Origin of the sequence: Cryobacterium suzukii (assembly GCF_004403185.1) — a bacterium.
Taxonomy (GTDB): Bacteria; Actinomycetota; Actinomycetes; order Actinomycetales; family Microbacteriaceae; genus Cryobacterium; species Cryobacterium suzukii.
In genome coordinates, this window is record NZ_SOHJ01000011.1 from 594607 (window position 1) to 620375 (window position 25769).

Below are 25769 nucleotides of genomic sequence, written 5' to 3' on the forward strand. Positions count from 1 at the left end.
AAGCGACTCAGGCAGCAACGCGCCGTTCCGACGGCATCCGCAGCGCGTAGGCGGCGGCGAGGACCAGGAAGATCCCGCCGACCGCGAACCCGGCCGAGAACGAGAAGGTGTCGACGAGCAAACCCGCGACGAGCGGACCGACGATGGCACCGGCATCCGCACACATAGAGAACACCGATACGGGGCGGCCGCCGCGGGCTCCAGCGGCATCGCCCACGGCTGCGGCCGGTGCGGTGCCCATGAACGCGGCCGCGACTCCGTAGACGCAGAGCAGGGTGCCGAGAACCCAGATATTCGGTGAGAACGAGATGGCCACAATCGCGAGTCCGGCGACAGCGAACGCCCCGATGATGGCCGGTCTTCGCCCGACAGTGTCGACAAAGCGGGCGGCCGGCGCGAGGGCGAGCGCCTGGGCCACGGCGGCGGCGGCGAGGGCAATGCCGGTCCACGAGCTCGTTCCGCCGAGAACCACGACGACGAACAGGGGAATGAGGGTGGTGCGCACCCCGAGCGAGGTCCAGCCCTGGGCAAAGTTGGCAATGCAGGCCGCGCGAAAGCGCTCATCGCGCAACACCGTGCGAAAGGGTGTGCGATCGGCGGATGCGTCGGCTCCGGCCAGCGCGCCGCCTCGCCCGCCCGAGCGCAACATAAACAGCCCGACCAGGCCAGCCACGGTGAGGGTACCAGCGTAGAAGAAGAAGGGCGCGGTCAGGGAAATCGTGGCGAGCAGACTGCCGATCGCCGGGCCGGCCATGCCGCCGATAAGAAATCCGCCCTGATAGAAACCGATCGCGCGGGCCCGCCGGCCCGGCTCGGCGGTGCGCAGCAGCAGCGTCATCGCCGACACCGAGAACATGGCTGAGCCGATACCGCCCGCACCGCGCAGCAGCAGTAGTTGCAGATAGCTGTCTGCGGCGCCGACCAGCCCACTGGAGAGGGCGACGATTCCGATGCCGATTGCCAGCACGGTGCGCTCCCCCGCCCAGTCGATCAAGCGCCCGCAGACCGGACTGAACACAAAACGCATGAGCGCGAACGCCGAGACAACGGCCCCGACCTCGAGGTTGCCCACCCCGAAACTCTGCACATAAACCGGAAGCACCGGAACGACAACGCCGAACCCCACCATCACGAAGAAGGCGATGACGCCGAGCACGATCACATCGCGATTCAAACGGGGCTTCGGGCTCGAGCCCGAGGCAGCCGACCCTGGTACAGCGGATGCCCTGGGCCGCCCCCGCATCCATCCCGACAATCGCATCCGTCCAGCCTAAGCTGCCGCGCGCGGGCCCACCTTATGAACACGGGCCCAGTTTCTAAACTGGGCCCGTGGACGGGGCCCAGGCCCCGTCCAGAGAGAGACAGGGCCTGGGTTGCGGGCGAGCGCGCGCGGCTACCGCGCGATCAGCAGGGAACGCGCCGGGCTCGTCGCTGCGGCGACCGCGTCGTTGCCGGCGTAGTGCCCGACCACCTTGTACAGGCCACGACTGAGCTTCGGCAGCGTGACGCGGCCGTGCCCGTTCGCGTCGAGCGCCACGGTGAACCGGCGCTGGTCGACTGTTACTGTCGCCGTGTCGCCGACCTCACCCTTGCTGGTGACCGTGACGGACACGGTGACCCGGCTGGAGAAGAAGACGGCCCGGTGGTTGATACTCACCGCGATCTTCGCGGCATACTTCACAACGACCCCGGCCGACGTCGCCGTGGCACTCGGCCCGCCCGATACCGTGGCGGTCACCACCACGGTCAATGTGGTTCCGGCGAGCGCGGTGGTCGATGTGAAGCTCGCCGAGGTTGCACCGGCAATGTCGACGCCATCGCTCTGCCACTGGTAGCCAAAGGCGAGGCCCTCGGTGTTCCACTGGCCGGGATCAGCAGTCAACACCGACCCGATCTCTGCCGTACCCGACACGCTGGGCGCCACCGTGTTCACCGGGGCGTCCGTTTCACCGCCTTCGCTGGCCGCTACGGTGAGGATCGTCGACGCGGCGCTGTCGCCATAGTCGACCACACCGAGGTACGGCGTGTTCGGTACCAGTCCGGCCCAGCTCAGCGTGTACGTGATCGGAACGCCCTGCGGTCCTTGGATCGCCGGAGGGGTTGCTGTGAACCCATGGCTGGGCTCTCCCGACGAGACCGAGAAGGTGTTCACATCGAACGCGGTGGAACCGGAAAACACGTCCACGATAACCTGGTAAAAACCGGCCTCGGGGGCGTCCAGGTCAACGTGCTCGTCAGCGGAACCGGTAGCCGACTGCCAGCCAGCCACGGGTTCGCCACCGGCGCCGTCGAGCAGCAGCACGAACAGGTCGAGGTCGGTTGAATCATCGACGGCGTTCAGATCGAACCGGGCCAGCCGACCTTCCTGAATTTCCACCTCGTAGGTGAACTGATCGCCGGTCGTGCCCGCATCGGTGTGCGGGGCGAAGGGGTCGTCGGCGTTGTTCTGATGCATTCCGTTGGCCAGCCCGCTGAGGTTCAGCGCCACCGGCTCTGACCCGCCCGGGTCCACGGTGACGTCTACCGAACCTTCCCGGCCGGCTCCAGCCACCTCGGGCGGGGCGACAACGGTAACCGGACGAACGGCGATCGGGCTGTGCACCACGTCGAAGAAGTCGCCAGGGTCACCCGAACCACGATTGCCGAAGCCCCAGTCCAGCGAGCCGGTCGCGTACACGTCGAGCGGGGCATCCGTTCGAGTGAACGTCACCGTGTAACGCTGCTTCTCGCCGACCGCAGCGAACGTCATCTCGGCCGGCGAAACGACAGCGTTGATGCCGGGAATCTCGATCGGGATGGCCGTGTAGGTACCCACTCGTACGGCGGTCACCGTGCGGGTGATCGTCTCCGTTGCGGTCAGCTCTCCGATCTGAATCGACGGCAGGTTCAGGTTGCTCGCGTCGATCGGCTCCACACCGGCATCGAACCCGATCCCCTGCAGGTAGGCCAGCCAGTCGGCCGGTCCGCTCTGGTAGACCAGTCCCGGAGAGTCGAAGGACGAGGGATTGACCTGCCCGGCACCCTGCGCGAACGGGTCGGTCACCCGGTCACCGTTGGCGTCAACCGTGTCCTTCGCGGTCGTCATCATGACCGATTTAATCTCGGACGGGGTCGCGAGCGGCCGAAAGCCCAGAATGAGCGCGGCGAGACCGGCGATGTGCGGGCTGGCCATGGAGGTGCCCGACAGAAACTGGAACGTCGGCTCGGCCCCGGCCGCATTGGGTCCGTCGGCCAGGATGCTGACACCGGGTGCGGCGATATCGGGCTTGAGCAGGTCACCGCCGTCGGCGGTCACCGGTCCACGAGAGGAGAACCCGGCCACCTGGGGCACCGGGGTCTGCGTGGCGGTGGTGTTTTCGGGCGCGAACGTGACCGTCGCGCCATCCGTCGCCGCGTATGCGAAGACCGGGTCGAAGGCGTTTGCGTCCAGGTGGATGCTCGGCACCGAGTGATCGTCGGTGGCGACGTCGGCCGGCGTGCGGTTGACCAGCAGCATGCCGCTGCCGCCGGCCCGCAACACCTCGGCCGACTTTGCCACTCGGTCGTAAACGCCGCGTTGGCAGAAGACGATCCCGCCGGCCACCTTGGCCGGGTCGAGGGAATCCGGCGCACAGAGCAGTGCGTCGGCCGCGTCGAAGCCGTCCACCGATACGAGGTCGGCCCGCACCAGGTCGCCGGAGAGCGGGGTGGCTCCGGGAGTGCGGTCAACGGTGATCGAGGCGCCCGCGTATTGCGAGCCGTCCCCGAGGGTGGCGGTGGCCTCGTACGAGGGGATCGTGCTCGCGGCGACCGTGGTGATCCACGGTGATGCGTGGTCGAGGGTGGACGCCGTGGGTCCGGCATTACCTGCGGAAGCGGCCACGAAGATGCCAGCTGCTGCCGCGCCGAGGAAGGCCTGGTCGGTGGGTGAGAACGTAGTCTGGGCCGGACCGCCACCGAGCGAATAGTTGATGACATCCACGCCGTCGGAGATGGCCTGGTCGATGGCACGCAGAATATCGGTGTCCGCGCACCCGTCATCGGTCGTGACCGAGTTGTCGGGGCCCGACCAGCACACCTTGTAGGCGGCGATCTTGGCGGCCGGGGCCACGCCCGAAATAACGCCGAAGTCGACGCCGTTCAGATTCGCGGCAACGTCGACGTTTCCGCCGGCGGTGCTCGCGGTGTGCGAACCGTGGCCGTCACCATCGCGCGGGGATACGTATTCACCCGTTGACGCGTCGCCGATCTGGTCGGCGCCGAATCCGTCGAGAAAGTAACGCGCGCCAATCACCTTGGTGCTGCAGGCATCCGCTGTGAACTGTTCACCGGTCTGGCAGGTGCCGGTGAAGGTGGTCCCGTCGGCTTTATTCATGGTGATCGTGTCACCGTCGAGCCACGGCTCATCACCCGGCGTCGTGCCGAGCGATGATCCGGCGAAGGAGGGGTTTTCCGGGGCGATACCGGTGTCGAGCACGCCGATCACCACGCCCTTGCCAGCCTCACTGGATCCGCCCAGCTTGGACCACAGTCCGGTCGGCCCGCTCAGCCGCAAAAAGTCGGTCGACGACTCGGCGGTCACGTGACGGAGAGCGTCGGGGACGACCGACACCACGTTCTTCTTGATAGCGAGGGCTGCCGCCTGCTTGCCGGTCAACTCCGCGGCGAATCCGTTCACCGCGAGCGCGTAGGAATACGCCACGGTGGCGTCAACGGATGCTGCCACCTCATTCTGCAGGCGGGTGAGATAGTCCTTGTAGGTCTCGGCCGAGCGGCTTTGCGCGTCGAGCTTAGCTCCGGCGCCCGGCATGGTGGCCGAGAAGCCGTTGACACCGCCCTGATACAAGGCGACAGCCTCGTCGCTGAGGGTCACGATGTAACGTCCGGCGGTGAAGTCCATGCGTTGTCCGCCAGGAGAGGCGATGCTGCCATAGAGGCCGGTCGCAGCCGGGGCAGCGCCAGCGGGAACGGTGCCACCGACGAGTACTGAAGCGCCCACCAGGGCGACGGTGACGGTGGCCGCGATTGTGGCGCGGCGACGCGTACGGAATGTCGACGCCGGGTTCAGCGCTGAATCCGGCGCAGGCATCGTGCGCCTGAAGAAAGAACTCACGTTGGTGTCCAATCTAATAAGGGTGCGAGGTGGTCTCGTTCCACGGCGGAAACGGTTCGCTGCTCCGATGCGCGGGACAGTTCGCTGGTGACCGTAGCGCGCTGACCGCCCCGCGGATAGGGGTATTCCACAGGTACGTCTGGCAGCGATCCGCGCCGGCGTGCACGCAGACGCGCGCCGCAGCATCCGCTTCAAAACGGATGCTGCGGCGCGCGCCTGGCGCTCGGCCCGGCTACCGCACGGTCAGCGTGCGTGGCTTGCTCGTCGCCGCAGCCACGAGGTCGCTACCGGCATACTGCGCGGTCGCCGTGTAGATGCCGCGGTCCAGGTCGGTCAGGGAGAGCGATCCCCGGCCGTTCTGATCGAGGGTTATGTCGTAGCTCCGGTCATCGACCAGAACCTGCACTGTCCCGAGCTGGGCTCGGCTTGGGGCGTCGGTCTGCACCGACACCTCGATCCTCACACCCGTCGAGTGCGGCGTGGCCCTCGAATCGACCGCGAGGTCAACCGCGGCGCCGTACTTGACGACGACCCCGGCCGAGGTGGCCGTGCCCGCCGGCAGCCCGTCGGCCCGCGCCGTCACGACCACGGTAAGCGTCGTGCCGCCGAGCGACTTGGTCGGCTTGTAGTCGGCCTTGGTGGCCTTCATGACGTCGCGACCATCGGCCTGCCATTGGAACGTGTACTCCACGCCGGCGACATCCCACATACCGGGGTTGGCGGTCAACGTCTGGCCCACCACCGCGGTGCCCTCGATCGACGGCACGACCGTGTTCACGGGCGCCTTCGGTTCGGGCGCTGGGCCGCTGGCGATGGACACCACCGTCGATACCGTGGTGTCGCCGTAGCCGACCAGCCCGAGATACCCGGTCTCGGGCATTAGGCCAGACCAGGACAGCGAGTACGTTGCCTCAACTCCCTGCTGGCCGGCAATGACCGGCGGGTCGGCCACGAGCGACCCCTCGCCGGCGCCGGCGAGCACCGCATAGGTGTTCACGTCGAACGCCGTCGTTCCGCTGTAGACCGACGCGATCACCTGGTAGAAGCCAGCCTGCGGAGAGATCAGGTCGATCCGCTCGTCGGCCGATCCGGTCGCGGACTGCCAGCCGGCAACCGGATCCCCGCCGTTGCCATTTAGCCGGTAGACGATCAGGTCAAGGTCGGCGGTTTGATCGAGCGCGTCGAGGTCGAACCGGGCGAGCTGGGTGCCAGCTGGCACCTCGACCTGGTAGCGGAATTCGTCGCCGGCGGTGCCGGTGCCGCTGGTCGGACTCGACGGGTCGGCGGGGTCGCTCTGGTGCAGCCCGGCCGCGAGGCCGATCAGGTTGAGCGCCACGTCCCCGGTGGCTCCCGGTGTGATGGACACGTCGACCGAACCATCAACCCCGGTGCCGTCCGCGGTGGCGGGGGCTACGAGGGTCACCGGCTGAATGGCGACGGGAGTGTGCACGAGCGTGCCCGAGTCACTCACCCAGTTGAGTGAGCCGGTCGAGAACGTGTCGAGCGGGGCATCCGTTCGGGTGAAGGTCACGGTATAACTGGCCGATTCACCCGCGGCACCAAAACTCAGGGTGCTGGGCGAGACGACCGCGTCGATGCCAGGAACGCTCACCGGCTGGGCGGTGAAGGTGCCAGCTTCGGTGCTCGTGACGGTGCGAGTGATGGTTTCCGGCGCGGTCAGTGAGCCGATCGCGATGGAGGCCAGGTTGAGGTTGCTCGGGTCCACCGGGTCGGCACCGACGTCATAACCGATGCCTTGAATGTAGGAGTACCAGTCGGCGGTACCGTTCAGGTAGAGCAAGCCTGGTTCGAACATTCGCGTCGGGTCGACGTGTCCGGCCCCCTGAGTGAACGGGTCGGTGATGGTGACACCCTCGGCGTCGACGGTATCGTAGGCGCTCGTCATCAGGGCCGATTTGATCTCACCCGGGGTCGCGAGCGGGCGTTCGCCCAGGTACAGCGCAGCCAGTCCGGCGATCTGCGGGCTCGACATCGACGTGCCCGAGAGAAACTGCCAGCTTGGCTCCCCACCAGCAGCGTTGGGGCCGTCGGCGAGAATGGCCACGCCCGGCGCGGTCACGTCGGGCTTGAGAATGTCACTGCCGTCGGCAAGAACCGGTCCACGCGACGAGAACCCGGCCACCTGCGGTGTCGGCGGCGTGTAACTGGTCGTATTCCCATCCGTGAATATAACGGATGCCCCGGCGCTGCCCGCATAGGAATAGGTAGCCGCCCAGTACGGGGCGTCCAGGTGAATTGTGGGCACGGTGTGCTCGTCGGTATCGACCGAGCCCGGATTTCTGTTTACGAGGAGCATTCCAATGCCGCCGGCTCGCAGGACTTCAGCGGACTTTGAGACCCGGTCATAGATCCCGCGCTCGCAGAACACGATGGTTCCGGCGACCAGATCGGCGTCGAGCGAACCCGGGCCGCAGAGCAGAGCGTCGGCCGGGTCGTGGCCGGTAACAGCCACGAGGTCACCGCGCACAAGGGTGCCAGCCAGCGGTGTGGCGCCAGCTGTTCGGTCGACCGAGATTGATCCGCCAGCGTAGGCCGTGCCGTCGCCAAAGGTGGCAGTGGCCTCATAGCCGGGAATGGTGCTCGCCGCGACCGTGGTGATCCACGGGGCGGCATTGTCGAGGGTGGACGCGCCGGGACCGGAGTTGCCGGCCGAGGCGGCCACGAAGATACCGGCTGCCGCTGCGCCGAGGAAGGCCTGGTCGGTCGGGGAGACCGTGGTGTCGGCTGCTCCGCCGCCGATCGAATAGTTGAGCACGTCGACGTTATCGGCGACGGCCTGATCGATGCCGGCCAGCAGGTCGGAGGTAGCGCAGCCATCGTCGGTCGACACCGCCGGGTCGGGGCCGGACCAGCACACCTTGTAGGCGGCGATTTTGGCCGCCGGGGCGACGCCGGAGATGAGACCGTAGTCGAGGCCGCTGATGGTCGCTGTCACGTCGTGGTTTCCGCCAGCGGTACTCGCGGTGTGCGATCCATGACCATCGCCGTCGCGCGGCGAAAGGTATTCGCCGGTGCCTGCGGTGCCGATACGGTCGGCGCCGAAGCCGGTCACGAAGTAGCGTGCACCGACCACCTTGGTGCTGCAGTCAGTTGCGTCAAACTGCACGCCGGTCACGCACTCACCCGTGAAGACAGTGCCGTCGCTCTTGGTCATGGTGATCGTGTCACCGTCGAGCCATGGCTCGTCTCCGGGCGCACTACCGAGCACGTCGCCGGCGAAGGAGGGGTTCTCCGGAGCAAGACCGGTATCGATCACGCCGATAACGACGCCCTCCCCCGCAGTGTCTGCGCCGCCGGTCTTCGCCCAGACACCACCGTCCCCGGAGAGACCGAGGAAATCAGTTGATGAGGTAGCCGTTATGTGCTTGAGTTCGTCCGGAGTGATGGCCACGACGTCTTTCTCGGCCGAGAGCGCTGCGGCCTGCGCGGCGGAGAGGTCGGCGGCGAACCCGTTCAGGGCGAGAGTATACGAATAGTCGATCGTGGCATCGACGGATGCCGCCACCTGCTTCTGCTTCCCGCCCAGGTAATGGGAATAGCTCGCCGAGGCGCGACTGTGCGGATCGAGGCGGGCACCGGCATCCGGTGTGGTCGGAGCGAACCCGTCGACCCCGCCGTTATAGGTGGCGACGGCATCGTCAGCCAGGGTCACGATGTAGCGGCCATCGGTGAAGTCGGTGACCGACTGGCCGGCACCGATAGCGCCGGCCAGCCCGGGGGCCATGGGTACTGCGGTGGCTCCGGTCACACCGACGAGGGCGCCGGCAGCGACCATGGTCGTGGTCACGCCGAGCGCAATCACCCTGAGCCCCTGCTGCAGGGGAAGGGTTTGGCGGGGAACGATATTCGGGCTTTCGGGCGAAAGTGTGGTTCGCCTGAAGAGTGATCTCACGTGCGTGTCCAATCCGATCGGAGTGCGCTAGCCGCTTTGCCCCAGTTCGGGGTACGGCGTGATCGTGAACGTATCGCACGGCCCATGGCCCCGTACAGTGTGCAGATTGCTCGGTAACACGATCGTTACCTTGGCTTGTGCACAATCTTGGTTGGCGAGATCTCTCGTTTCAGACCGGTCTGTCTACCACTGGGCGTACCGGTCTGTCTGCATTTCCAATCGCTTCTGACGGCGCTGGCACCGTGCCGACGGCCGCGCCGCGCGCCGCTGCAGCATCTCGGCGTCCACCGATCGCGCGCAACGCATTCAGAATGGTCACAAGGTCGACGACCTCCTGGCTGATGGCTCCGGCAGTCGCCGGAATCACCCCGAATGCAGCGACGATCATGAGCACGACGCTCAGAATGATTCCGAGCCAGATGCTCTGCAGCGCCACCCGCACGGTGTCCTTGCCGATACGCACGGCGCGCACGGTGCGCGAGATATCGTCGAGCAGAATGACCACGTCAGCCGATTCACTCGCCGCCGTCGAACCCTTCGCCCCCATCGCAATGCCCACATCGGCCACCGCGAGCACGGGAGCATCATTGACGCCGTCGCCCACCATGATCACCGGCCGCCCGGTCAGCGCCCGAACCGCCTCGACCTTGTCGCTCGGCAGGCAGTCAGCTCGCACGTGCACGATTCCCACTTGCCTGGCGACGTGCTGGGCGGTGGCGCGCGCATCGCCGGTGAGCATGAGGTTGTCTCGTACTCCGAGGCGGGCGAGATCAGCGATCGTCTGGCCCGCGTTGTCCCGCACTCGGTCGCTTGCGACAATGCTGCCGGCAAACCGGCCGTCGACGGCGATGTACATGGCCAGCTCGCCGCCGGCGAGGTGCGTGGCCGTCGCATCCGCTGTGCCATCGTTGATGAAGGATAATTTACCGACCCGCACCACTCCGGCCCCGAATCGGGCCTCCACGCCGAAGGTCGCGGCCTCGCTCGCCGAGTCCGCCGTGTGCAGAGCGAGTCCGCGCACCTGCGCGGCCTCAAGAACGGATGCCGCCAGCACGTGGCTCGAATATTGCTCGGCCGAAGCCGCGAGGGTCAACAGCTCGTCGGCAGTGAATCCTGGCTCGGGGCGCACCTCGCTGATCGCGGGCGTACCGTAGGTGAGCGTTCCAGTCTTGTCGAAGACAACCGTCCGGGCGCGGGAGAGCGCTTCGAGTACACCGGCGCCCTTCACGATGATTCCGTTCCGAGCGGCGCGACTCATGCCGCCCATAAACGCGACCGGGGCGGCGAGTAACAGCGGGCACGGTGTCGCCACAACGAGCACCTCGGCGAACCGCACCGGATCGCCGGACAACGCCCAGGCGAAACCGGCCAGGGCAAGCGACCCCACGGTGAACGGCACGGCGTACCGGTCAGCGAGGCGCACCACGGGGGCCTTGCTCGTCGATGCCTCCTCGACCAGGGCAATTATGTGCTGGTACTGGCTGTTCGCGGCGGTCGACGTAGCGACCATCGTGGCTGCGATTTGTCCGTTGATGGACCCGCTGAGCACTCTATCTCCGACGATACGCTCGACCGGGAGGCTCTCGCCGGTGAGCGAAGACTCGTCAAACGCGGCGTTTTCGCTCTGCAACCGACCATCGACCGGCACGATTTCGGCGGGACGCACGAGCAGCAGGTCGCCCACGACAACTGCGGTGGCCGGCACGTCGGTGACTCCGCTCGCGGCCCCACCGGAGGCCGGGTTGAGGCGATGCGCGATTTGCGGAGCACGCTTCAGCAGCGCGTCGAGTTCTCGCGCAGCCCGCCCCGCGGCAAAGTCCTCGAGGGCCGCTCCACCCGAAAGCATGAGCACGATGAGCAGGGTCGCCACGTATTCGCCCACGAGAACAGTCGCCACGATCGCGACGATCGCGAGCAGGTCGACGCCGAAGGCGCCCCGGAACAGCTGGCGCACCATCCCGATGAATTCCAGCAGGGCGATGACGAGACCGTAGCCGCTGAACAGCCACTGCACGGCGAGCGTCGCGCCGAAGGCCCAGAACACCAGACCGAGGAGCGCGACCATAAGCGTCACTGCCACCGTCGGATACCTCAACGCGAAAACCGGGATGCGGGTCATGGACTGAGTCTGGCCCGTGCGCGCTCGGTCCGCCACGGGTACGAACGAAGGACCCCGACCAAGTAACGGTCGAGGTCCTTCGTTTGGCTGCTAGTGCTACGCCAAGCGGGTCTGCAGATTCTCGGCGAGCGAGGCGAGGAACTCCTCGGTGGTCTGGTAACCCTGGTCCGGGCCGACCAGGAGTGCGAGGTCCTTGGTCATCTTGCCGCTTTCGACGGTCTTGATGACGACGTCCTCAAGGGTCAACGCGAACTCGGCCAGGGCCGCGTTGTTGTCAAGCTTTGCGCGGTGCGAAAGGCCGCGGGTCCAGGCGTAGATCGATGCGATCGGGTTGGTCGAGGTGGGCTTGCCGAGCTGGTGCTGACGGTAGTGACGGGTCACGGTACCGTGAGCGGCTTCGGCTTCGACGATCTTGCCGTCTGGGGTGGAGAGCACGCTGGTCATGAGGCCGAGCGAGCCGAAACCCTGGGCGACGGTGTCGGACTGAACGTCGCCGTCGTAGTTCTTGCAGGCCCAGAGGTAGCCGCCCTCCCACTTCATGGCCGAGGCGACCATGTCGTCGATCAGCCGGTGCTCGTAGGTGAGGCCGGCCGCTTCGTAGGCGGTCTTGAATTCGGCGTCGAAGATGTCCTGGAAGATGTCCTTGAAGCGACCGTCGTAGGCCTTGAGGATGGTGTTCTTGGTCGAGAGAAAGACCGGCACGTTGCGCTCGAGGCCGTAGGCCAGGGTGGCGCGGGCGAAGTCGGTAATCGACGAGTCGAGGTTGTACATGCCCATGGCGACGCCGTCGCCGGGAGCCTCGAACACCTCGAACGTCGACGGCTCACTGCCGTCTTGCGGGGTGAAGGTCATGCTGAGCGTGCCCTTGCCCTTGAAACGAAAGTTGGTGGCCTTGTACTGGTCGCCGTAGGCGTGTCGGCTGATGATGATCGGCTTGTTCCAGCCCGGAACGAGACGCGGAATGTTGGAGATGACGATCGGCTCGCGAAAGATGGTGCCGCCGAGGATGTTGCGAATGGTGCCGTTCGGCGAGAGCCACATCTTCTTGAGGCCGAACTCTTCTACCCGCGCTTCGTCGGGCGTGATAGTCGCGCACTTCACACCGACGCCATGCTTCTGGATGGCGTGGGCCGCGTCGATCGTGATCTGGTCGTTGGTCTCGTCGCGCTTCTGAATGGAGAGGTCGTAGTACTCGAGATCAATATCGAGGTACGGGTGAATAAGCGTTTCCTTGATGGCGTGCCAGATGATGCGGGTCATCTCGTCGCCATCGAGCTCGACAACTGTTCCCTCAACCTTGATCTTCGACAAAAATTTCTCCTCTTTATTCCGTGTGGCCGTCACGACCATCGACAAGCCTACTAGAAACCCGCAACTATCTTGACATCGAGATAAATTCGTCAGTGAACAGCCGGTGTCCCAGCGTTGCTCGACTACCGGCGACCCCGAGCGCACGTTAGCCTGATCACATGGGTGAGCTGACGCTGGAAGAATTATCCGCACGTAACATCGTTGCGGCCAACAACCTGAGCCTGAAGCCGGGCCAGGAACAATTCATTGCGCCGGTCTCGTATTCGGTCGCCGCCTCGGTGATCAACCCGGCCACCTCGTGGCAGCGCGTGGTGCTCCTCGACGGTGTCGTCGCTGGTTTCATCCACGGAAACTTCGACCCCGGCTCCGAGCACGAAGAATTTCGCGCCTGTATCTGGCGCATCAACGTCAACGCTGAAACCCAGGGGAAGGGCGTCGGTAAGTTCGCTGCAGAAGCCCTCGCGACCGAAGCTCGAGACCGCGGCTTCGAGCACGTCAATGTCATCTGGGAGCCCGGCGCCGATGGCCCGGAGGCTTTCTTTCACCGTCTGGGCTTTGTCGACGTCGGCGAGACCCAGTACGGCGAGGTCATTGGTTCGCTGAAGCTCTGAGCCGCGTTCAGTCTGCGCATGACTACACCGGAGCCTGACGACTTCGTGTCGCGGGTGCTCGGTGTGGTTGAGTCCATCCCGGCGGGTCGCGTGATGACCTACGGTGGAGTGGCGGCGGAGCTCGGCTCCCACGCCGCCCGTGCCGTCGGCCAGGTCATGGCTCGTTACGGCTCTGATGTGGCGTGGTGGCGGGTGGTTCGCGCTGGCGGGCATCCGCCCATCGGGCATGAGGCCCAGGCGCTGCCGCATTACCAGACAGAGCGCACCCCGCTGCTTTGCCCGGTCAAGGATCGGGCGACACCGGATGCCGCCTACCGCGTCGACTACGCTGCTGCCCGCTGGACGCCGCGCACGTAATGCACAAGGCGCAGTCGACTGCACCGCCGCCCGTCGAATAATTGCGGCGAGAGCGGAATTGCCGGGCAGGTCACACCATCGGGCGTGCCGTGCTGCCCCGCACGATGAGCTCGAACGGCATGTTGATGTTGAGCCCGGTGCGCGACTCCGGGTGCGGTCGGAGTTCTTGCATGAGCACCTCAACAGCTTTCTCGCCCTGCTGTTGCGGAAACTGGGCGACGGTGCTGAGCCCGAAAAAATCCGCCAGTTCATGGTCGTCGACGCCAATCACCGATACGTCCCCTGGCACGACGAGCCCAAGGTCGCGTGCGGCCAGAATGCTGCCGATGGCCATTTCGTCGGAGGCGGCAAAGATAGCCGTCGGGCGTTCGTGCGGCCGACCGAGCAGCTGCTTGGCTGCCTGATAGCCGCCGGCCGTGGTGAAATCGGCCGGACGAAAGTCATCGCGGCGCGCCACAATTCCCGCTGCCGCGAGGGCTGCCTCGTAGCCGAAGCGCCGGTTGGTCGGCAGGTTGAAGTCCAGATCGAACGCCTTGTCACCACCGATGTGCGCGATGCGGGTATGGCCGAGTGCAATGAGATGCTCCGTCGCGAGACGGGCGACGGCGAGGTCGTCGACGGTGAGCGTGCGAACGCCGGCGAGCGGACCTCCGACGCCCACGAGGGGCTTATCCAAAGCGTGCAACCGGGCCACCTCGTTTTCGGATAGTTCGAGCGAAACCGCAATGACAGCATCCACTCGCTGGCGGAGCAGGAAGTGTTCGAAGACGCTGCGGCGAGCCTCGAGTCCGCCGGTGAGGTTGTAGAGAGTGAGGTCGTACCCGTGGCGCTGCAGCGCTTGTTGGGCACCTTCGACGACACTCGCGAAAAACCAGTGATTCAGGAACGGCACGACCACGCCGATGTTCTTCATGCGCCCGGATGCCAGGCTGGAGGCGTTCGACGACACGACATATCCCAGCTGGGCAGCGGATGCCTCGACGCGCAGGCGTGTGGCCGGCGACACATGATGACCACCACTGAGCGCCCGTGACACGGTGGCCGTCGACACTCCGGCGTGACGAGCGACGTCCGCGATATTGATCATGAAGTCCCCAAACGTGCCGCCCCTCGTTGGTGGCGCAGTCGACATGCTACACATTTTTGTGACCCTGCAAGCGATTGCAGAATAAATCGCCCCAGATTCGAGGGATGGCAAGTTTGTTGTCATTTTGTGACCTAAGTGTCGCCATTTTGCATTAGCCTCGACGCAGGCTCATCGTGCAATCGCTTGCAGCATGAGCCGGTAATGGCCGGTCTGCACCGCTGCAGGCACAATTTTGCGAAAGGCTCCACACCAATGACGGTGAATACCAAGAACCTGCTCCGAGTCGGCGCTCTCGCGGTCGTCGCATCTCTGGCCCTGGCCGGATGCTCCCCCGCGTCGTCCGAGAACACCAACAGTGATAACGCGTCTGCCAACACCCTGACCGTGTGGGTTGACGCCGAACGAGTCGAGGCCCTGAAACCCGCCGCGGCCGCGTACACCGAAAAAACCGGTGTCGACGTCGATCTCGTTTCGAAAGACAACGCCACTCTCAAGGACGACTTCATTCAGCAGGTACCGACTGGCAAGGGTCCCGACATCACCATGGGCGCCCACGACTGGCTCGGCGAACTGGTCACCAACGGCGTCGTCAGCCCGATCGAGCTCGGCGACAAGGCCGACGATTTCCTCCCCGTCGCCATCACGGCGTCCACCTACGACGGCCAGGTGTACGAATTGCCCTATGCCGTCGAGAACCTCGCCCTGCTGCGCAACGCGGACCTGGTCCCCGAGGCGGCCAGCTCCTATGAAGACATGATTGCCAAGGGCACGGCCGCAGGGGTGACCTACCCGTTCCTCGTTGAGCAGGGCGTTGACGGTAACCCGTACCACCTGTACCCCTTCGAAACCTCCTTCGGCGCTCCGGTCTTCGGCACCGACGCTTCCGGCGGTTACGACGCCACGAAGCTGGAGATCGGCAATGCCGGGGGCGAGGCCTTCGCGAGCTGGCTCGCCAGCCAGGGCAAAAACGGTACCGGGGTGTTCAACACCGAGATCACCGGTGACATCGCCAAGACCGCATTCACCTCCGGCGACGCAGCCTTCTGGCTGACCGGTCCGTGGAACGTCAGCGCTGCGCTCGACGCCGGCATCAATCTCGCCGTCGATCCGATCGCCGCTCCGTCAACGGGTACTGCGGCTCCCTTTGCCGGCGTCAAGGGGTTCTTCATTAGCGAGCAGAGCGCGAACAAGGTCGCCGCCAACGACTTTCTGGTCAACTACATGGCTACCGAAGAGGTGCAGACCGCATTGTTCGAGTCTGGAAAGGTGCTTCCCGCGCTGAAGGCATCCGTTGAAGCTGCCTCGAGCGATCCCGTGGTTGCCGGCTTCGCTGCCGTCGGCGCGGAGGCCGTACCGATGCCCGCCATCCCTGCCATGGGCCAGGTCTGGCAGTTCTGGGGCATCGCCCAGGCCGCCGTCATCAACGGCGAAGACCCGACCGTCACGTGGCAGAAGCTGGCCGCCGACGTGCAGGGCGCTATCGGCTAGAAAGCGTACGTTCCCGCGCCACCCCAATGGCCTGTGGCCGCCCATCCGGCGACCACAGGCCAGACAACCGTTCACCGTTTGAAAGCAGAACTATGCGCACCGATGACACCGACGCCAGCACAACGAAACCGTCGAAGCGTCACCAGCGCGCCGCGATGTTGGCCGAGGCGGCGTCCGGCGGTCTCAAAACCATCCTGATCAAAATCGTGCTCCTCGGCATCGTGGACGCGATCGCCCTCTATGCGCTGTTCATCCTGTTCCTACAGCAGCAGTGGCTCATCTTCGGGCTCGTGGCCGCGGTCACTCTGGTCGTCAACTGGATCTATTTCACCCCCGGCAAGCTACCGGCCAAGTACCTCACCCCCGGCGTTATCTTTCTCGTCGTGTTTCAGGTCTTCGTGGTCGGTTACACGGCCTACATCGGCTTCACCAACTACAGCACCGGGCACAACAGCGACAAGGCGCAGGCCATCTCGGCACTCATGAGCAGCGCCCAGGAGCGCGTGCCCGACTCCCCCACCTACGCGGTGAGCGTGCTCGACCAATTCGGCACCCTGAGCTTTCTGGTCACCGACCCCGACGGTGAGGTCAGCCTCGGTTCGGCCGACACCCCGCTGTCCCCCGTCAACAACGCCACCATCGACGGCGGCGAGGGTGTCGGTCTCACCGGCTACACGACCCTCAGCTTTCAGGACATCCTGTCGCGCACCACCGAAATCACGGCCCTGACGGTGCCGTTCTCCGACGATCCGAACGACGGCGCCCTGCGCACCAACGACGGGAGTAGCGCATACCTCTATCTCTCCTCCCTCGTCTACGACGAACAGGCCGACACGATGACGGATACCGCAAGCGGCACTGTCTTCTCCGACACCGGTAACGGCGCGTTCATTTCCGCAGCCGGCGAGGAGATACTGCCAGGCTGGCGCATCAACGTGGGATTCGACAACTTCGCCCGCGCGTTCACCGAGGAAGGCATCCGTACCCCGCTGATCAGCGTGACCCTGTGGACCATCACCTTCGCCACGCTGTCGGTCGCCACCACGTTCTTCCTCGGGCTCTTCCTCGCGATCGTCTTCAACGACATGCGCATGAAGGGCCGCAAATTCTATCGTGTGGCCATGATCTTGCCGTACGCATTTCCCGCGTTTTTGTCCGCGTTGGTCTGGGCGGGAATGCTCAGTGAAAGCTTCGGCTTTGTCAATCAGGTTCTGCTCGGCGGCGCCGAGATTCCGTGGCTGACCAACGAGTGGTTGGCCAAGATCAGCGTTCTCGTGGTGAATCTGTGGCTTGGCTTCCCGTATATGTTCCTGGTCTGCACCGGGGCACTGCAATCCATTCCGGCAGAGCTCGAAGAGGCGGCAACGGTCGACGGCGCCAAGCCCTGGGCGGTGTTCCGGCTGATCAAGCTGCCACTTCTGCTCGTCTCCGTCGCGCCCCTGCTCATTGCGTCGTTCGCCTATAATTTCAATAATTTCAATCTCATTTACATGCTCACCGGTGGCGGGCCGCGCGATGCCGCGGCCGATGTGAACGTCGGGGCCACCGACATCCTGATCTCGATGGTTTACAAGGTGGCGTTCACCGGTCAAGCGCGCGATTACGGACTCGCCAGCGCGTTTTCGATCATTATCTTCGTTCTGGTTGCGGTTATCTCCGTGGTCGCATTCCGCAAGACCAAGGCACTCGAGGAGTTGAACCGATGACGTCTGTCGACGGGGTCACGCGGGTAATCCCGCTCAAACGTCCGTTCAATATTCGGCGCTGGTTTGCTCGCACCGGCTGGCGTCATCTGGTGGGCATCGTCATGGTCGTGTTCTCCGGCTTTCCGCTGCTGTACGTGCTGTCGGCGTCGCTCAATCCGCAGGGCACGCTTACCGGGTCGAACGCCCTGTTCTCCCGGGTCGGCTTCGAGGCGTACGCGCGCATGCTCAATTCGCCGGACGCGCCGTTCGCGCAGTGGTTTGGTAACACCATCCTCATCGCCGGCACTACGTCCATTCTCACCGTGTTTCTCGGCGCCCTCGCGGCATATTCTTTTTCGCGCATGCGTTTTATCGGGCGACGCGCTGGGCTGCTCACCCTCGTGCTCGTGCAGATGTTTCCGCAGTTGCTCGCCGTCGTCGCGCTCTTCCTGGTGATGAGCACGATCGGTGATCTGTTCCCGGCAATCGGGCTGAACACGCAGATTGGCCTGATCATGGTCTACCTCGGCGGGGCGCTCGGCGTGAATACCTATCTCATGTACGGCTTCTTCAATACGATTCCCGCCTCGATCGACGAGGCGGCGAAGATTGACGGCGCGAGCCACGCGCGCATCTTCTTCACGATCATTTTGCGGCTGGTGGCCCCGATTCTGGCCGTGGTGGGGCTGCTCTCGTTCATCGCGACGACGAACGATTTCGTGGTCGCCAGCGTGCTGCTAATCGACCCGGACAAGCAGACCCTCGCCGTTGGACTGTACCGGCTGGTGTCCAACCCGAACTACGCCGACTGGAGTGCCTTCTCGGCTGGCGCAGTGCTGGCCGCCCTGCCGGTGATGGCGTTATTCCTCTACCTGCAGAAGTACATCGTGGGCGGCCTCACCGCTGGGTCAGACAAGTAGCGAACGGCCGGTCCAACCCCGGTAAGTTGAACGGCCCGGCACAATCTACGGGGTCGACCCGGCGGACAAGGCAGCGCCGGTTTCGGCGGCCGGCTCAGTCGGACCCTGATCCAGTCGGAACGGCGGGTATTCGTCGCGCAGCAGCGCCGTGTACGTCACGACACGAAACACCCAGCGGTTGACCCCCATGATGACGTTGAACAGCGGCCGCTGATACCGGCCGGTGAACAGCAGGATGACCCCGGCGACCACGACGAGAATACCCAGGAGCGACACTCCGTCGGTTCCGCCAGCGTCGGGTCCGCCGTCGCCGCCCCAAGGGTAGGCCCAGGCCGTCCCGCCGCCAACGAGCACAGTCAGCAACACCAGGTGCGGAATGGCGAGCAGCCAACTCTTCACGAGCACGAGGCCGCGCGACAGGCGCTCCGGGTACTCGACGTCGAAGTCGGCCGGGTAGTCGGTACGCGCGAGCGTGAACGGCGGGTACCGGTCGGTACCGAGGGCTGAATAGGCGTAGAACGACACGCGCCAGCTCCACCGCAGCACTCCCACGTTGAAGTGAAAGATCGAACGCGGGTAGCGACCGGTGAACAGAATCGCAAACGCCGCCACCACCGTCGTGACCAGGAATGCGAACCACAGGCCGGCGAGCAGCACGAAGTGCGGAACGGCCAACAGCCATTTGATCAGCCACAGCCCACGTGAGAGCACCGGGTCGAGGTGCCCGGTCAGCGCTGCCGGATACACGGGTTTGACCGAGTCAGCAGCGACCAAAACGGATGCCGGCAGCGCGGTCGCCGCCAGGGCAACCGGCTGCGAGGCGACAGGGCCCGTCGCATCCACTCGGCCAAAGGCGGGCGGCTGCAGGGGTGCGCCGGCATCACCCCGCGCACCGGGCGCGCGCGGCGTCGGCGTGAGCCTTCGCCCGAGACCGATGGCACCGAACACGACGAGAAGAACACCGAGCAGAAAGAGGATGCCACCCCCCAGGAGGAGCCCAACGCTTATCGGCCCCAGCAGGTCGGTGTGTACGCCGGCTGCGAGGTTCACCGCGATTCCGGAGCTGGCGTCAGCATTCATCACCACGACGGACCAGTCGCCCGCGGCGGGTTTCCAGATGATCTCCTGAGTACCGGTGCCCGCGGCAGATTCGGCCCAGAAAGTCTGGTCGGCGGGAGCTGCGGGCGTTTGGGTGCCGGGAACGTCGAGGTAGTCGACCCGAAACGGTGACGTTTGCACCTCACGCAGTTCGCTGTGGTTCACGTCGGCGAGGTAGGCATCAACGTCGGCGCGTGGTGCGATGCCGATGAACACGTCCTGGTCGGTTGCGACATTGCTCGCTTGCAGGCGCAGTGTGGCAAGGTCGAATCCGACTCCGGTCGGCACTTTGAAGTCCCTGCCGACGTCAAAATTCGGCGACGTGATCGCGGAGGAATCGGCCGTGAAGGTCTCGGTCTGCGACGTGAAGTATCCGTCGTTCCCCTGTGCCGCTGTGGCGACGGCGAGCGCCATTCCCCCGGACAGCATGCCAGCACCGACCAGGCCCAGTACCGTGCCCAGAACGAGCATGATGATCGGTCCCGTTCGTGTCCCTGACCGCACGGGAGGTGGAGTTGTCGGCGGTGAATCGGAAGGGGGCAGCGCGGGTCGGGTAGGCGGGTTCATGTTACTCATCGTCTGGCGGCCTTTCTAAAACGTGCATGCCAAGGGACGGAAAGTCCGACACCAGCATGCCCCACCTCCGCACGCCTGACCAGTGACCAAAGACCCGACTGTGGTTTGCTGTGCAGGCCGTCGGCGCGGTGCTACCGTGCTGACATGCAGAGCGATCCGGTCGTCACCAACCCGCAGTTCTATCGGGTGATCTTTGAAAACGAGCGGGTGCGGGTGCTCGAGTACCTCGACCGGTCCGGTGACGAAACAACGCCGCATCGGCATCCGGACAGCGTTATGTTCACCCTCACGGCGTTCACCCGGCGGCTGAACACCGGCGGTCGATTCGTCGACCTCGAGCTGCCGGAGGGCGTGGCCCGGTGGCTCCCCGCGCAGGAGCATTCCGGTGCGAACATCGGAGAAACGGCCACGCATACCATTTTCGTGGAACTCAAGGAACCTGCCCCGAATCCGCTCGTCCCCGGCTCCCCCGAGCCCCTCGGTCCCCTCAGTTCCCTACCCGATTGAGCTGGCCGACTCGACTGTAGGAAGGGGGAACGGAACTCGCTGCACATCTCGAGTTGGAGCGCCTGGCCCAGGTCAGAGTTCGGGATATTGCGGCTCAATCCGCGCGGCCCACGGCTTCCACTGCGTCTATGAACGCGAACCATTGACCGCGCAACCCTTCCCTCTGCGCACGCCCGGCGGCCGTCAGCTCATAGACCTTACGCGCGGGACCAGACTCGCTCTGCTCCCACCGTGCGACGATCGCTCCCTCATCCTCGAGGCGCACGAGCGCGGGGTAAAGTTGCGCGCCCTTAATAGGCTGGAGTCCCGCCGAGGCGAGAGACTGAGATATGCCGTATCCGTGCCGCGGTGCGACCGAAAGCACGTTGAGAATGAGCATCGGCACTGAGGCGCGTTGCCAAGCAGCGGTGCTCATTGCTCCTTCACCCACGGTCGATGGCTCCAGCCCACGACAGGGGTAGCGACGGAACCAAGTAGGAGAATGACCACCACCGGGGTTGTCAGAGCTCCCCAGCTCTGCGTCGTGACAACAAGTGCGGCGATAGCGAGCGGTGAGCCTGTGCCAGCGAGGGTCGATAGCCACCAGCGGCGTGAACGAGAGGTTCGATTCGCGTCGGCAAGTTCACGAGCCAGCACGAGTGGGTGACCGAATTCCTCGTAGGCCGACTCGCCTCTGGCTCCCAGAGCTTGCTGGATCTCGGCGACATGGCCCCGGGCGGTGGCTGCCGGTACGAGTCGCGCTCGCAGACCGCCCCGTAGGCGTCGCAGCCAGTCGGTATCGTCCCAGCTCGTGCGCAGGACCTGCTGTGGCATCCGACTCGCCAACACCAGCGTGACTAAGCCCGGGAAAAGTAGCCCGAGACCTAGGACGGGCACGGGCACGTCGCTGGCCGCGATGTACTCGTTGCCCACGGCAACTGCCGAGGCGATGCCCGCAACGGCGACGATGCCCGCTGTCATGAGCGCACCGGTCATCGCTACGGATCGGCCAGCAGAGAAGAGTGCTCGACCGACGGCCCAGCCCACGAAAACAACCACGACGCTGACGGCGGCCAACAGGTGCGCGATGCTGATGTCAGCAGACCAGCCATTGCGAAGGGCTATGAGTAGCACCGAGACGACACCGATGCCGAGCAAGGTGCCGCCGGCGTCCTTCAGTGCCGGCCGCAGACCACCGCCTTCGGAAGTCCGGATCGCTTCACCAGCGGTCGCGAGCTCTGTGACATCTTCTGCCGCGAGCCTGTTGGCGTCACCGAAGAGCTCAGCCGCCGGCAAATCGGCTTCGCAGACCGCGTTGAGCAACTCGCGCTCGCGCTCTTGGAGGGCGATGGTCGGCACATGCTTGCCCACCATCGACGCCCGATAGCGCGCTACCCACGCTTGGTCCGTCGCTGGCCACGTCTTTTTTTCTGCCATGATTCGTAGTGTCCTAACTAGATCGAAAATATATCTAGATACAACCACACGAATCACGTCGCATGCAACACGTGTGGCCGTGGTGTATTTGCGAGTTCACGAGTGCGCCACGGGAGTGGCAAGGCGGTCGGAGTCGTCCTTGTCCGACCAGGATGGCGATGATGATGACTATTCCGCCGACGATTTGATTCCAGACGATCGCCTCCCCAAGGATCAGTGTTCCGAGGATGATGCCGGTGATCGGGGTGAGGTAGGTGACTGTGGAGGCGCTGGTGGCGCCCCAGGCATTGATGACGTTGGTGTACCACACGTAGGCGATACCGGTTCCGACACCACCCAGAACGACCACGCTCACGACGATACCGGGAGTGAGTGAGACGCGACTCATACCAATAAACGGCGTGAGCAGCAGGATTATTGCCGCTCCCGCTCCGATCTGCGAGGCGGAGACGGTGATCGCGTCGTAGTCGTACTTACGCAGGAATCTTCGTGTGTAGGTGAAGCCGAGGCCGTAGCAGGTTGTCCCACCCACGCAGGCCAGCTGCGCCCAAAAGAACATGCCGTTGGCGGTGTCAGCAATGGTGTCCCATGGGGCCGCGACCACGATGACGCCGCCCGCGGCAACAAACATGCCTGCCACCTTTACCTTGGTGAGTCGTTCATCAGGAAGGATCGCCAGCGCTACGAGCATCGTGGCGATCGGGGTGGTTGCGTTGTAGATGCTCGACAGCCCCGACGGCAGGTACTGGGCGGCCCAGGAGAACAGAAGGAATGGGGCGACGCACATGATCGCTCCGATCGCGGTCAGATGGCTCCACACTCGGATGCCGCGGGGCCAACGTCGCCGTGTGACGAGCATGATCATGGCGAGTACGACAGCCCCGAAGAAAAGTCGGCCGAGTACGACCTGGGCGGTGGAAAGACCGTCCACGGCGATCTTAATAAAGAGAAAGCTCGCCCCCCACACCGCCGCGGCCCCCAGAAATTGGGCACCGAGGGCGACTCCCCGTCTGTCCAGTGGCACCGAACGCCTATTGAATTCCATGTTTCCCCTTCGTCCTGTCCAGTCTCAGCTAGGCTCGCAGGATGAATCAAATGCATTTGACTCATCACATCATGAGTCAAGTTGATCTATGTCTGTGACGTTGCGGCAGATGGAGGTTCTCGTTGCAGTGGTGGATGAGGGCAGTTTTGGGGCAGCCGCCGACTCCTTGCAGATGAGCCAGTCGGCCGTCTCGCATTCGCTCGCCACGCTGGAGTCAGCGGCGGGCGCACCTCTCGTCACCCGAACTCCGACAATCCTGTCGACAGATCTGGGTGAGGCGATTCTTGCCCATGCCCGCCGGGTTCTTGCCAGCGCGCGAGCGCTCGATGCAACCATCCTCGGCCATCGCGGCGCGGTAGCTGTGGGCACCATCCGCCTCGCGGCTGGTGTAACGGCGTCTCATCGCCTTGTCCCCGAACTCCTCATCCGATGGCGTGCGGAACTTCCCGGACTTGACGTGCGTCTGTTCGAGGGCAGTGACGACGAACTTGAAGCTTGGCTCGAGTCCGGAGCGGTAGATGCTGCTGTCCTGGTCGACCCTGACCCGCCGGCTCATGGCGCTGTGATTCTCGCCCACGACGACTTCCGTGCAGTCCTGCGTTCCGACCATCCGCTCGCCCAGGAGGCACGCATCAACCTCGCCGACCTCGCCGAGGACCCCCTGCTCACCTCGACCAGCGGTTGTGAACCTCAGATCACCACGCTGCACGCCATGGCCGGATCCAATTACGCACCAGCACAAAGGGTGCACGAAACCAGCACTCTATTAGGCATGATCGCGGCTGGACTCGGAGTGGCGATCATGCCAGCGCTGGCACTGACAATGCTCCCCGAAAACCTCGTAATGATCGAGCTCGAACAATACCTTGAACGCACCCTCGTCTTTACTGGACCCGCGGAGCGTCCATGGCATCCGAGCGTTGAACGCATGCGCGATATCGCGAAAAGCCCCGCGGCAATTCTTTCAATCGTGCCTTAGGAAGGCTTCAGGGCCGTTGGTGCTCTTCGCGCTGGCCCTAGTGTTGTTAACGTCGGCGCACGCTGAACTCGTGTCCCGCGGAAGGTTTCACTTCTAGCGGATCGCATGGTCGGGGTGTTGAGCGTCATAGTCAGCTCGTGAATGTGCAATGACTTCGCGGTGTTCGAGTGACCAGTCGGCGAGTTGTTTGACGAGGTGGGTCAGGCTGGCGCCGAGGACTGTCAGCTCGTAGGTGACTTGGGCCGGGACTGTGGGGTACACGGTTCGGGTAACGAGGCCGTCGCGTTCGAGCCTGCGTACGGTGAGGGTCAGCATCCGTTGCGAGATTCCGTCGATGCTTCGTTGCAATTCGCGGAAGCGGCGGATACCCGATGCAAGTTCGACAATGACGAGGACGGACCATTTATCGCCCACCCGGGTCAGTACGTCACGGATTCCGCAGTCCGGGTGCTCGTCCAGGCCGCAGGGATCGAGGGAGGCGGTTACCTGAATGTGACTGTCTGACACCAAAGTGCCTCCTTGTGGAGTGCCGGTAAGTTACCGATGATGAGTCTAGTTACTATTCAGAACCACCGAGGGGACTTGCACATGATTTTGGTTACCGGAGCGTCCGGCCAGTTGGGCCGTGCCATCGTCGAGCGACTGGCCGGCGAGAACCAGCCTGTTATCGCGGGCACACGACGACCAGTCGAGGGCAGCGAACAACGACGCGTCAACTTCGACGAACCCGGTTCTTTAGACTTCACCGGTTTTACCACGGTCGTAGTGGTCTCCGCTGGGTATGCCGAAGATGACGTCGTGATTGCTCGGCATGAGAACGTCGTGGCTGCTGCAGAACGCGACGGAGTGCAGCACCTGATCTACACCAGCATCGCCACGGACGGGGATCATTTGGGCTTCGCGCTCGCGCATCGCTGGACTGAACAGCGAATACAGGGCAGTACTTTGCGGTGGACTATTTTGCGCAATGGTCTCTATGCCGAGCTTTTCGGGTCGCTGCTCGCACCGACCGACGGCGTTGTCACAGCGCCGTTTGGAACCGGCTCTGTGGCTGTAGTGACTCGCGCAGATTTGGCCGAGGCGGCGGCCATCGTGGCAGCCGCACCCGAGCGCCATATCAATCGTGTGTACGACTTGGTCGGGTCGAATACGATCAGTGCCGGCCAGATCGCCGAGGAGGCCGGCTTACTTTACCGCCCAGCTTCTCTCGGCAGTCGCCGCGCTGCTCTGGACGAGAGCGGGCTGCTGCCCTTCCAGCCTGCAATGCTACTTTCGATCTACTCGAGCGCGGCACACGGTTTTCTTTCACGCACGACTACCGACCTGGGCGATCTCCTCGGCCGCCGGCCGACTGTTCCCGGACCAACCGTTCGGCGCGTTCTGGAAAAACAACAGGTTGCTGCCTGATCTCCTGCGTGTCCCAGTCACGGTTCCGTAGCGGTTCAATCGGCCGTGAAAACATTTTTTTGGGTATTTTTTGGTGGGTTTTGGCGATTTAGCGCTTATAAGCATGATTTTTCCTCGGGAATGTCGGTGGTCGGGTGTTGGGTTGAATCATGAACAAC

19 protein-coding genes are annotated in these 25769 nt (G+C 64.4%); 8 read left to right on the forward strand and 11 right to left on the reverse strand.

Translation table 11 applies throughout. The features are described 5' to 3' along the window. Positions 1-7: 7 nt before the first annotated feature. The 5 genes from E3T39_RS12445 to E3T39_RS12465 form a co-directional block, all read right to left on the reverse strand. Positions 8-1261 (reverse strand): MFS transporter, encoded by a 1254-nt coding sequence (locus E3T39_RS12445; protein WP_241979679.1) that lies wholly within the window; start codon positions 1259-1261, stop codon positions 8-10. A 132-nt stretch (positions 1262-1393) separates the two neighbouring features. Next, on the reverse strand, positions 1394-5092 hold the full coding sequence (locus E3T39_RS12450; RefSeq protein ID WP_241979680.1) for a S8 family peptidase: 3699 nt from the start codon (positions 5090-5092) through the stop codon (positions 1394-1396). Positions 5093-5324: 232 nt separating this feature from the next. After that, entirely contained in the window at positions 5325-9005 is a 3681-nt protein-coding gene (locus tag E3T39_RS12455) for a S8 family serine peptidase (RefSeq protein ID WP_241979681.1), read from the reverse strand. 169 nt (positions 9006-9174) lie between these two features. Continuing rightward, positions 9175-11124, reverse strand: a complete 1950-nt coding sequence (locus E3T39_RS12460) for a heavy metal translocating P-type ATPase (protein ID WP_134515716.1) — start codon at positions 11122-11124, stop codon at positions 9175-9177. A 96-nt stretch (positions 11125-11220) separates the two neighbouring features. Next, positions 11221-12435: an NADP-dependent isocitrate dehydrogenase gene (locus E3T39_RS12465; protein WP_134515718.1), complete on the reverse strand. Its 1215-nt coding sequence runs from the start codon at positions 12433-12435 to the stop codon at positions 11221-11223. A 158-nt stretch (positions 12436-12593) separates the two neighbouring features. On the opposite strand from E3T39_RS12465, the gene E3T39_RS12470 reads away from it, so the two are divergent. After that, on the forward strand, positions 12594-13046 hold the full coding sequence (locus E3T39_RS12470) for a GNAT family N-acetyltransferase (RefSeq protein WP_134515720.1): 453 nt from the start codon (positions 12594-12596) through the stop codon (positions 13044-13046). A gap of 18 nt (positions 13047-13064) precedes the next feature. Further along, entirely contained in the window at positions 13065-13403 is a 339-nt protein-coding gene (locus E3T39_RS12475; RefSeq protein ID WP_134515722.1) for an MGMT family protein, read from the forward strand. A 70-nt stretch (positions 13404-13473) separates the two neighbouring features. Here E3T39_RS12475 and E3T39_RS12480 read toward each other — a convergent pair whose 3' ends face one another. Next, positions 13474-14490 (reverse strand): LacI family DNA-binding transcriptional regulator, encoded by a 1017-nt coding sequence (locus tag E3T39_RS12480; protein WP_134515724.1) that lies wholly within the window; start codon positions 14488-14490, stop codon positions 13474-13476. A 252-nt stretch (positions 14491-14742) separates the two neighbouring features. Between E3T39_RS12480 and E3T39_RS12485 the strand changes: the two genes are divergently transcribed. The 3 genes from E3T39_RS12485 (at position 14743) to E3T39_RS12495 (ending at position 18583) form a co-directional block, all read left to right on the forward strand. After that, positions 14743-15978 (forward strand): sugar ABC transporter substrate-binding protein, encoded by a 1236-nt coding sequence (locus E3T39_RS12485; RefSeq protein ID WP_134515726.1) that lies wholly within the window; start codon positions 14743-14745, stop codon positions 15976-15978. 92 nt (positions 15979-16070) lie between these two features. After that, a complete protein-coding gene (locus E3T39_RS12490; protein WP_134515728.1) occupies positions 16071-17684 on the forward strand; it encodes an ABC transporter permease subunit in 1614 nt (537 codons plus the stop codon). Continuing rightward, complete coding sequence (locus E3T39_RS12495; RefSeq protein ID WP_134515730.1) at positions 17681-18583, forward strand: sugar ABC transporter permease; 903 nt, start codon at positions 17681-17683, stop codon at positions 18581-18583. The genes E3T39_RS12490 and E3T39_RS12495 overlap by 4 nt, the downstream gene beginning before the upstream one ends. 45 nt (positions 18584-18628) lie before the next feature. Here E3T39_RS12495 and E3T39_RS12500 read toward each other — a convergent pair whose 3' ends face one another. Then, positions 18629-20152, reverse strand: a complete 1524-nt coding sequence (locus E3T39_RS12500) for a DUF4389 domain-containing protein (protein WP_241979682.1) — start codon at positions 20150-20152, stop codon at positions 18629-18631. Positions 20153-20401: 249 nt separating this feature from the next. On the opposite strand from E3T39_RS12500, the gene E3T39_RS12505 reads away from it, so the two are divergent. After that, positions 20402-20764, forward strand: coding sequence for a cupin domain-containing protein (locus E3T39_RS12505; protein ID WP_134515732.1), 363 nt, complete (start codon positions 20402-20404; stop codon positions 20762-20764). 94 nt (positions 20765-20858) lie between these two features. On the opposite strand, the gene E3T39_RS12510 is transcribed toward E3T39_RS12505, so the two are convergent. Genes E3T39_RS12510 through E3T39_RS12520 form a run of 3 tightly spaced genes read right to left on the reverse strand, consistent with a single transcriptional unit; the run spans position 20859 to position 23204 of the window. Next, positions 20859-21179 carry a PadR family transcriptional regulator gene (locus tag E3T39_RS12510; RefSeq protein ID WP_134515734.1) on the reverse strand — a complete coding sequence of 107 codons (321 nt, stop codon included), beginning with the start codon at positions 21177-21179 and terminating at the stop codon, positions 20859-20861. Further along, a complete protein-coding gene (locus E3T39_RS12515) occupies positions 21176-22180 on the reverse strand; it encodes a hypothetical protein (RefSeq protein ID WP_241979683.1) in 1005 nt (334 codons plus the stop codon). The genes E3T39_RS12510 and E3T39_RS12515 overlap by 4 nt, the downstream gene beginning before the upstream one ends. A 34-nt stretch (positions 22181-22214) precedes the next feature. Continuing rightward, positions 22215-23204, reverse strand: coding sequence for a DMT family transporter (locus E3T39_RS12520; protein ID WP_166784123.1), 990 nt, complete (start codon positions 23202-23204; stop codon positions 22215-22217). Positions 23205-23313: 109 nt separating this feature from the next. Between E3T39_RS12520 and E3T39_RS12525 the strand changes: the two genes are divergently transcribed. Further along, the gene (locus E3T39_RS12525) at positions 23314-24204 is read left to right on the forward strand and encodes a LysR family transcriptional regulator (protein ID WP_134515738.1); all 891 of its coding nucleotides are present in this window, start codon (positions 23314-23316) and stop codon (positions 24202-24204) included. Positions 24205-24297: 93 nt separating this feature from the next. Here the strand turns inward: E3T39_RS12525 and E3T39_RS12530 are convergent, their stop codons facing one another. Next, the gene (locus tag E3T39_RS12530) at positions 24298-24711 is read right to left on the reverse strand and encodes a winged helix-turn-helix transcriptional regulator (RefSeq protein ID WP_134515740.1); all 414 of its coding nucleotides are present in this window, start codon (positions 24709-24711) and stop codon (positions 24298-24300) included. Between the two features lie 81 nt (positions 24712-24792). Between E3T39_RS12530 and E3T39_RS12535 the strand changes: the two genes are divergently transcribed. After that, positions 24793-25611 (forward strand): NAD(P)H-binding protein, encoded by an 819-nt coding sequence (locus tag E3T39_RS12535; protein ID WP_134515742.1) that lies wholly within the window; start codon positions 24793-24795, stop codon positions 25609-25611. Positions 25612-25769 lie beyond the last annotated feature (158 nt).

Excerpts from the sequence above, each read along its gene's own strand:
- E3T39_RS12445 (WP_241979679.1), bottom strand. The coding sequence starts at position 1,261 with ATGCGATTGTCGGGATGGATGCGGGGGCGGCCCAGGGCATCCGCTGTA.
- E3T39_RS12460 (WP_134515716.1), bottom strand. The coding sequence starts at position 11,124 with ATGACCCGCATCCCGGTTTTCGCGTTGAGGTATCCGACGGTGGCAGTG.
- E3T39_RS12470 (WP_134515720.1), top strand. The coding sequence starts at position 12,594 with ATGGGTGAGCTGACGCTGGAAGAATTATCCGCACGTAACATCGTTGCG.
- E3T39_RS12475 (WP_134515722.1), top strand. The coding sequence starts at position 13,065 with ATGACTACACCGGAGCCTGACGACTTCGTGTCGCGGGTGCTCGGTGTG.
- E3T39_RS12480 (WP_134515724.1), bottom strand. The coding sequence starts at position 14,490 with ATGATCAATATCGCGGACGTCGCTCGTCACGCCGGAGTGTCGACGGCC.
- E3T39_RS12485 (WP_134515726.1), top strand. The coding sequence starts at position 14,743 with ATGACGGTGAATACCAAGAACCTGCTCCGAGTCGGCGCTCTCGCGGTC.
- E3T39_RS12490 (WP_134515728.1), top strand. The coding sequence starts at position 16,071 with ATGCGCACCGATGACACCGACGCCAGCACAACGAAACCGTCGAAGCGT.
- E3T39_RS12495 (WP_134515730.1), top strand. The coding sequence starts at position 17,681 with ATGACGTCTGTCGACGGGGTCACGCGGGTAATCCCGCTCAAACGTCCG.
- E3T39_RS12500 (WP_241979682.1), bottom strand. The coding sequence starts at position 20,152 with ATGCTCGTTCTGGGCACGGTACTGGGCCTGGTCGGTGCTGGCATGCTG.
- E3T39_RS12505 (WP_134515732.1), top strand. The coding sequence starts at position 20,402 with ATGCAGAGCGATCCGGTCGTCACCAACCCGCAGTTCTATCGGGTGATC.
- E3T39_RS12510 (WP_134515734.1), bottom strand. The coding sequence starts at position 21,179 with ATGAGCACCGCTGCTTGGCAACGCGCCTCAGTGCCGATGCTCATTCTC.
- E3T39_RS12515 (WP_241979683.1), bottom strand. The coding sequence starts at position 22,180 with ATGGCAGAAAAAAAGACGTGGCCAGCGACGGACCAAGCGTGGGTAGCG.
- E3T39_RS12525 (WP_134515738.1), top strand. The coding sequence starts at position 23,314 with ATGTCTGTGACGTTGCGGCAGATGGAGGTTCTCGTTGCAGTGGTGGAT.
- E3T39_RS12535 (WP_134515742.1), top strand. The coding sequence starts at position 24,793 with ATGATTTTGGTTACCGGAGCGTCCGGCCAGTTGGGCCGTGCCATCGTC.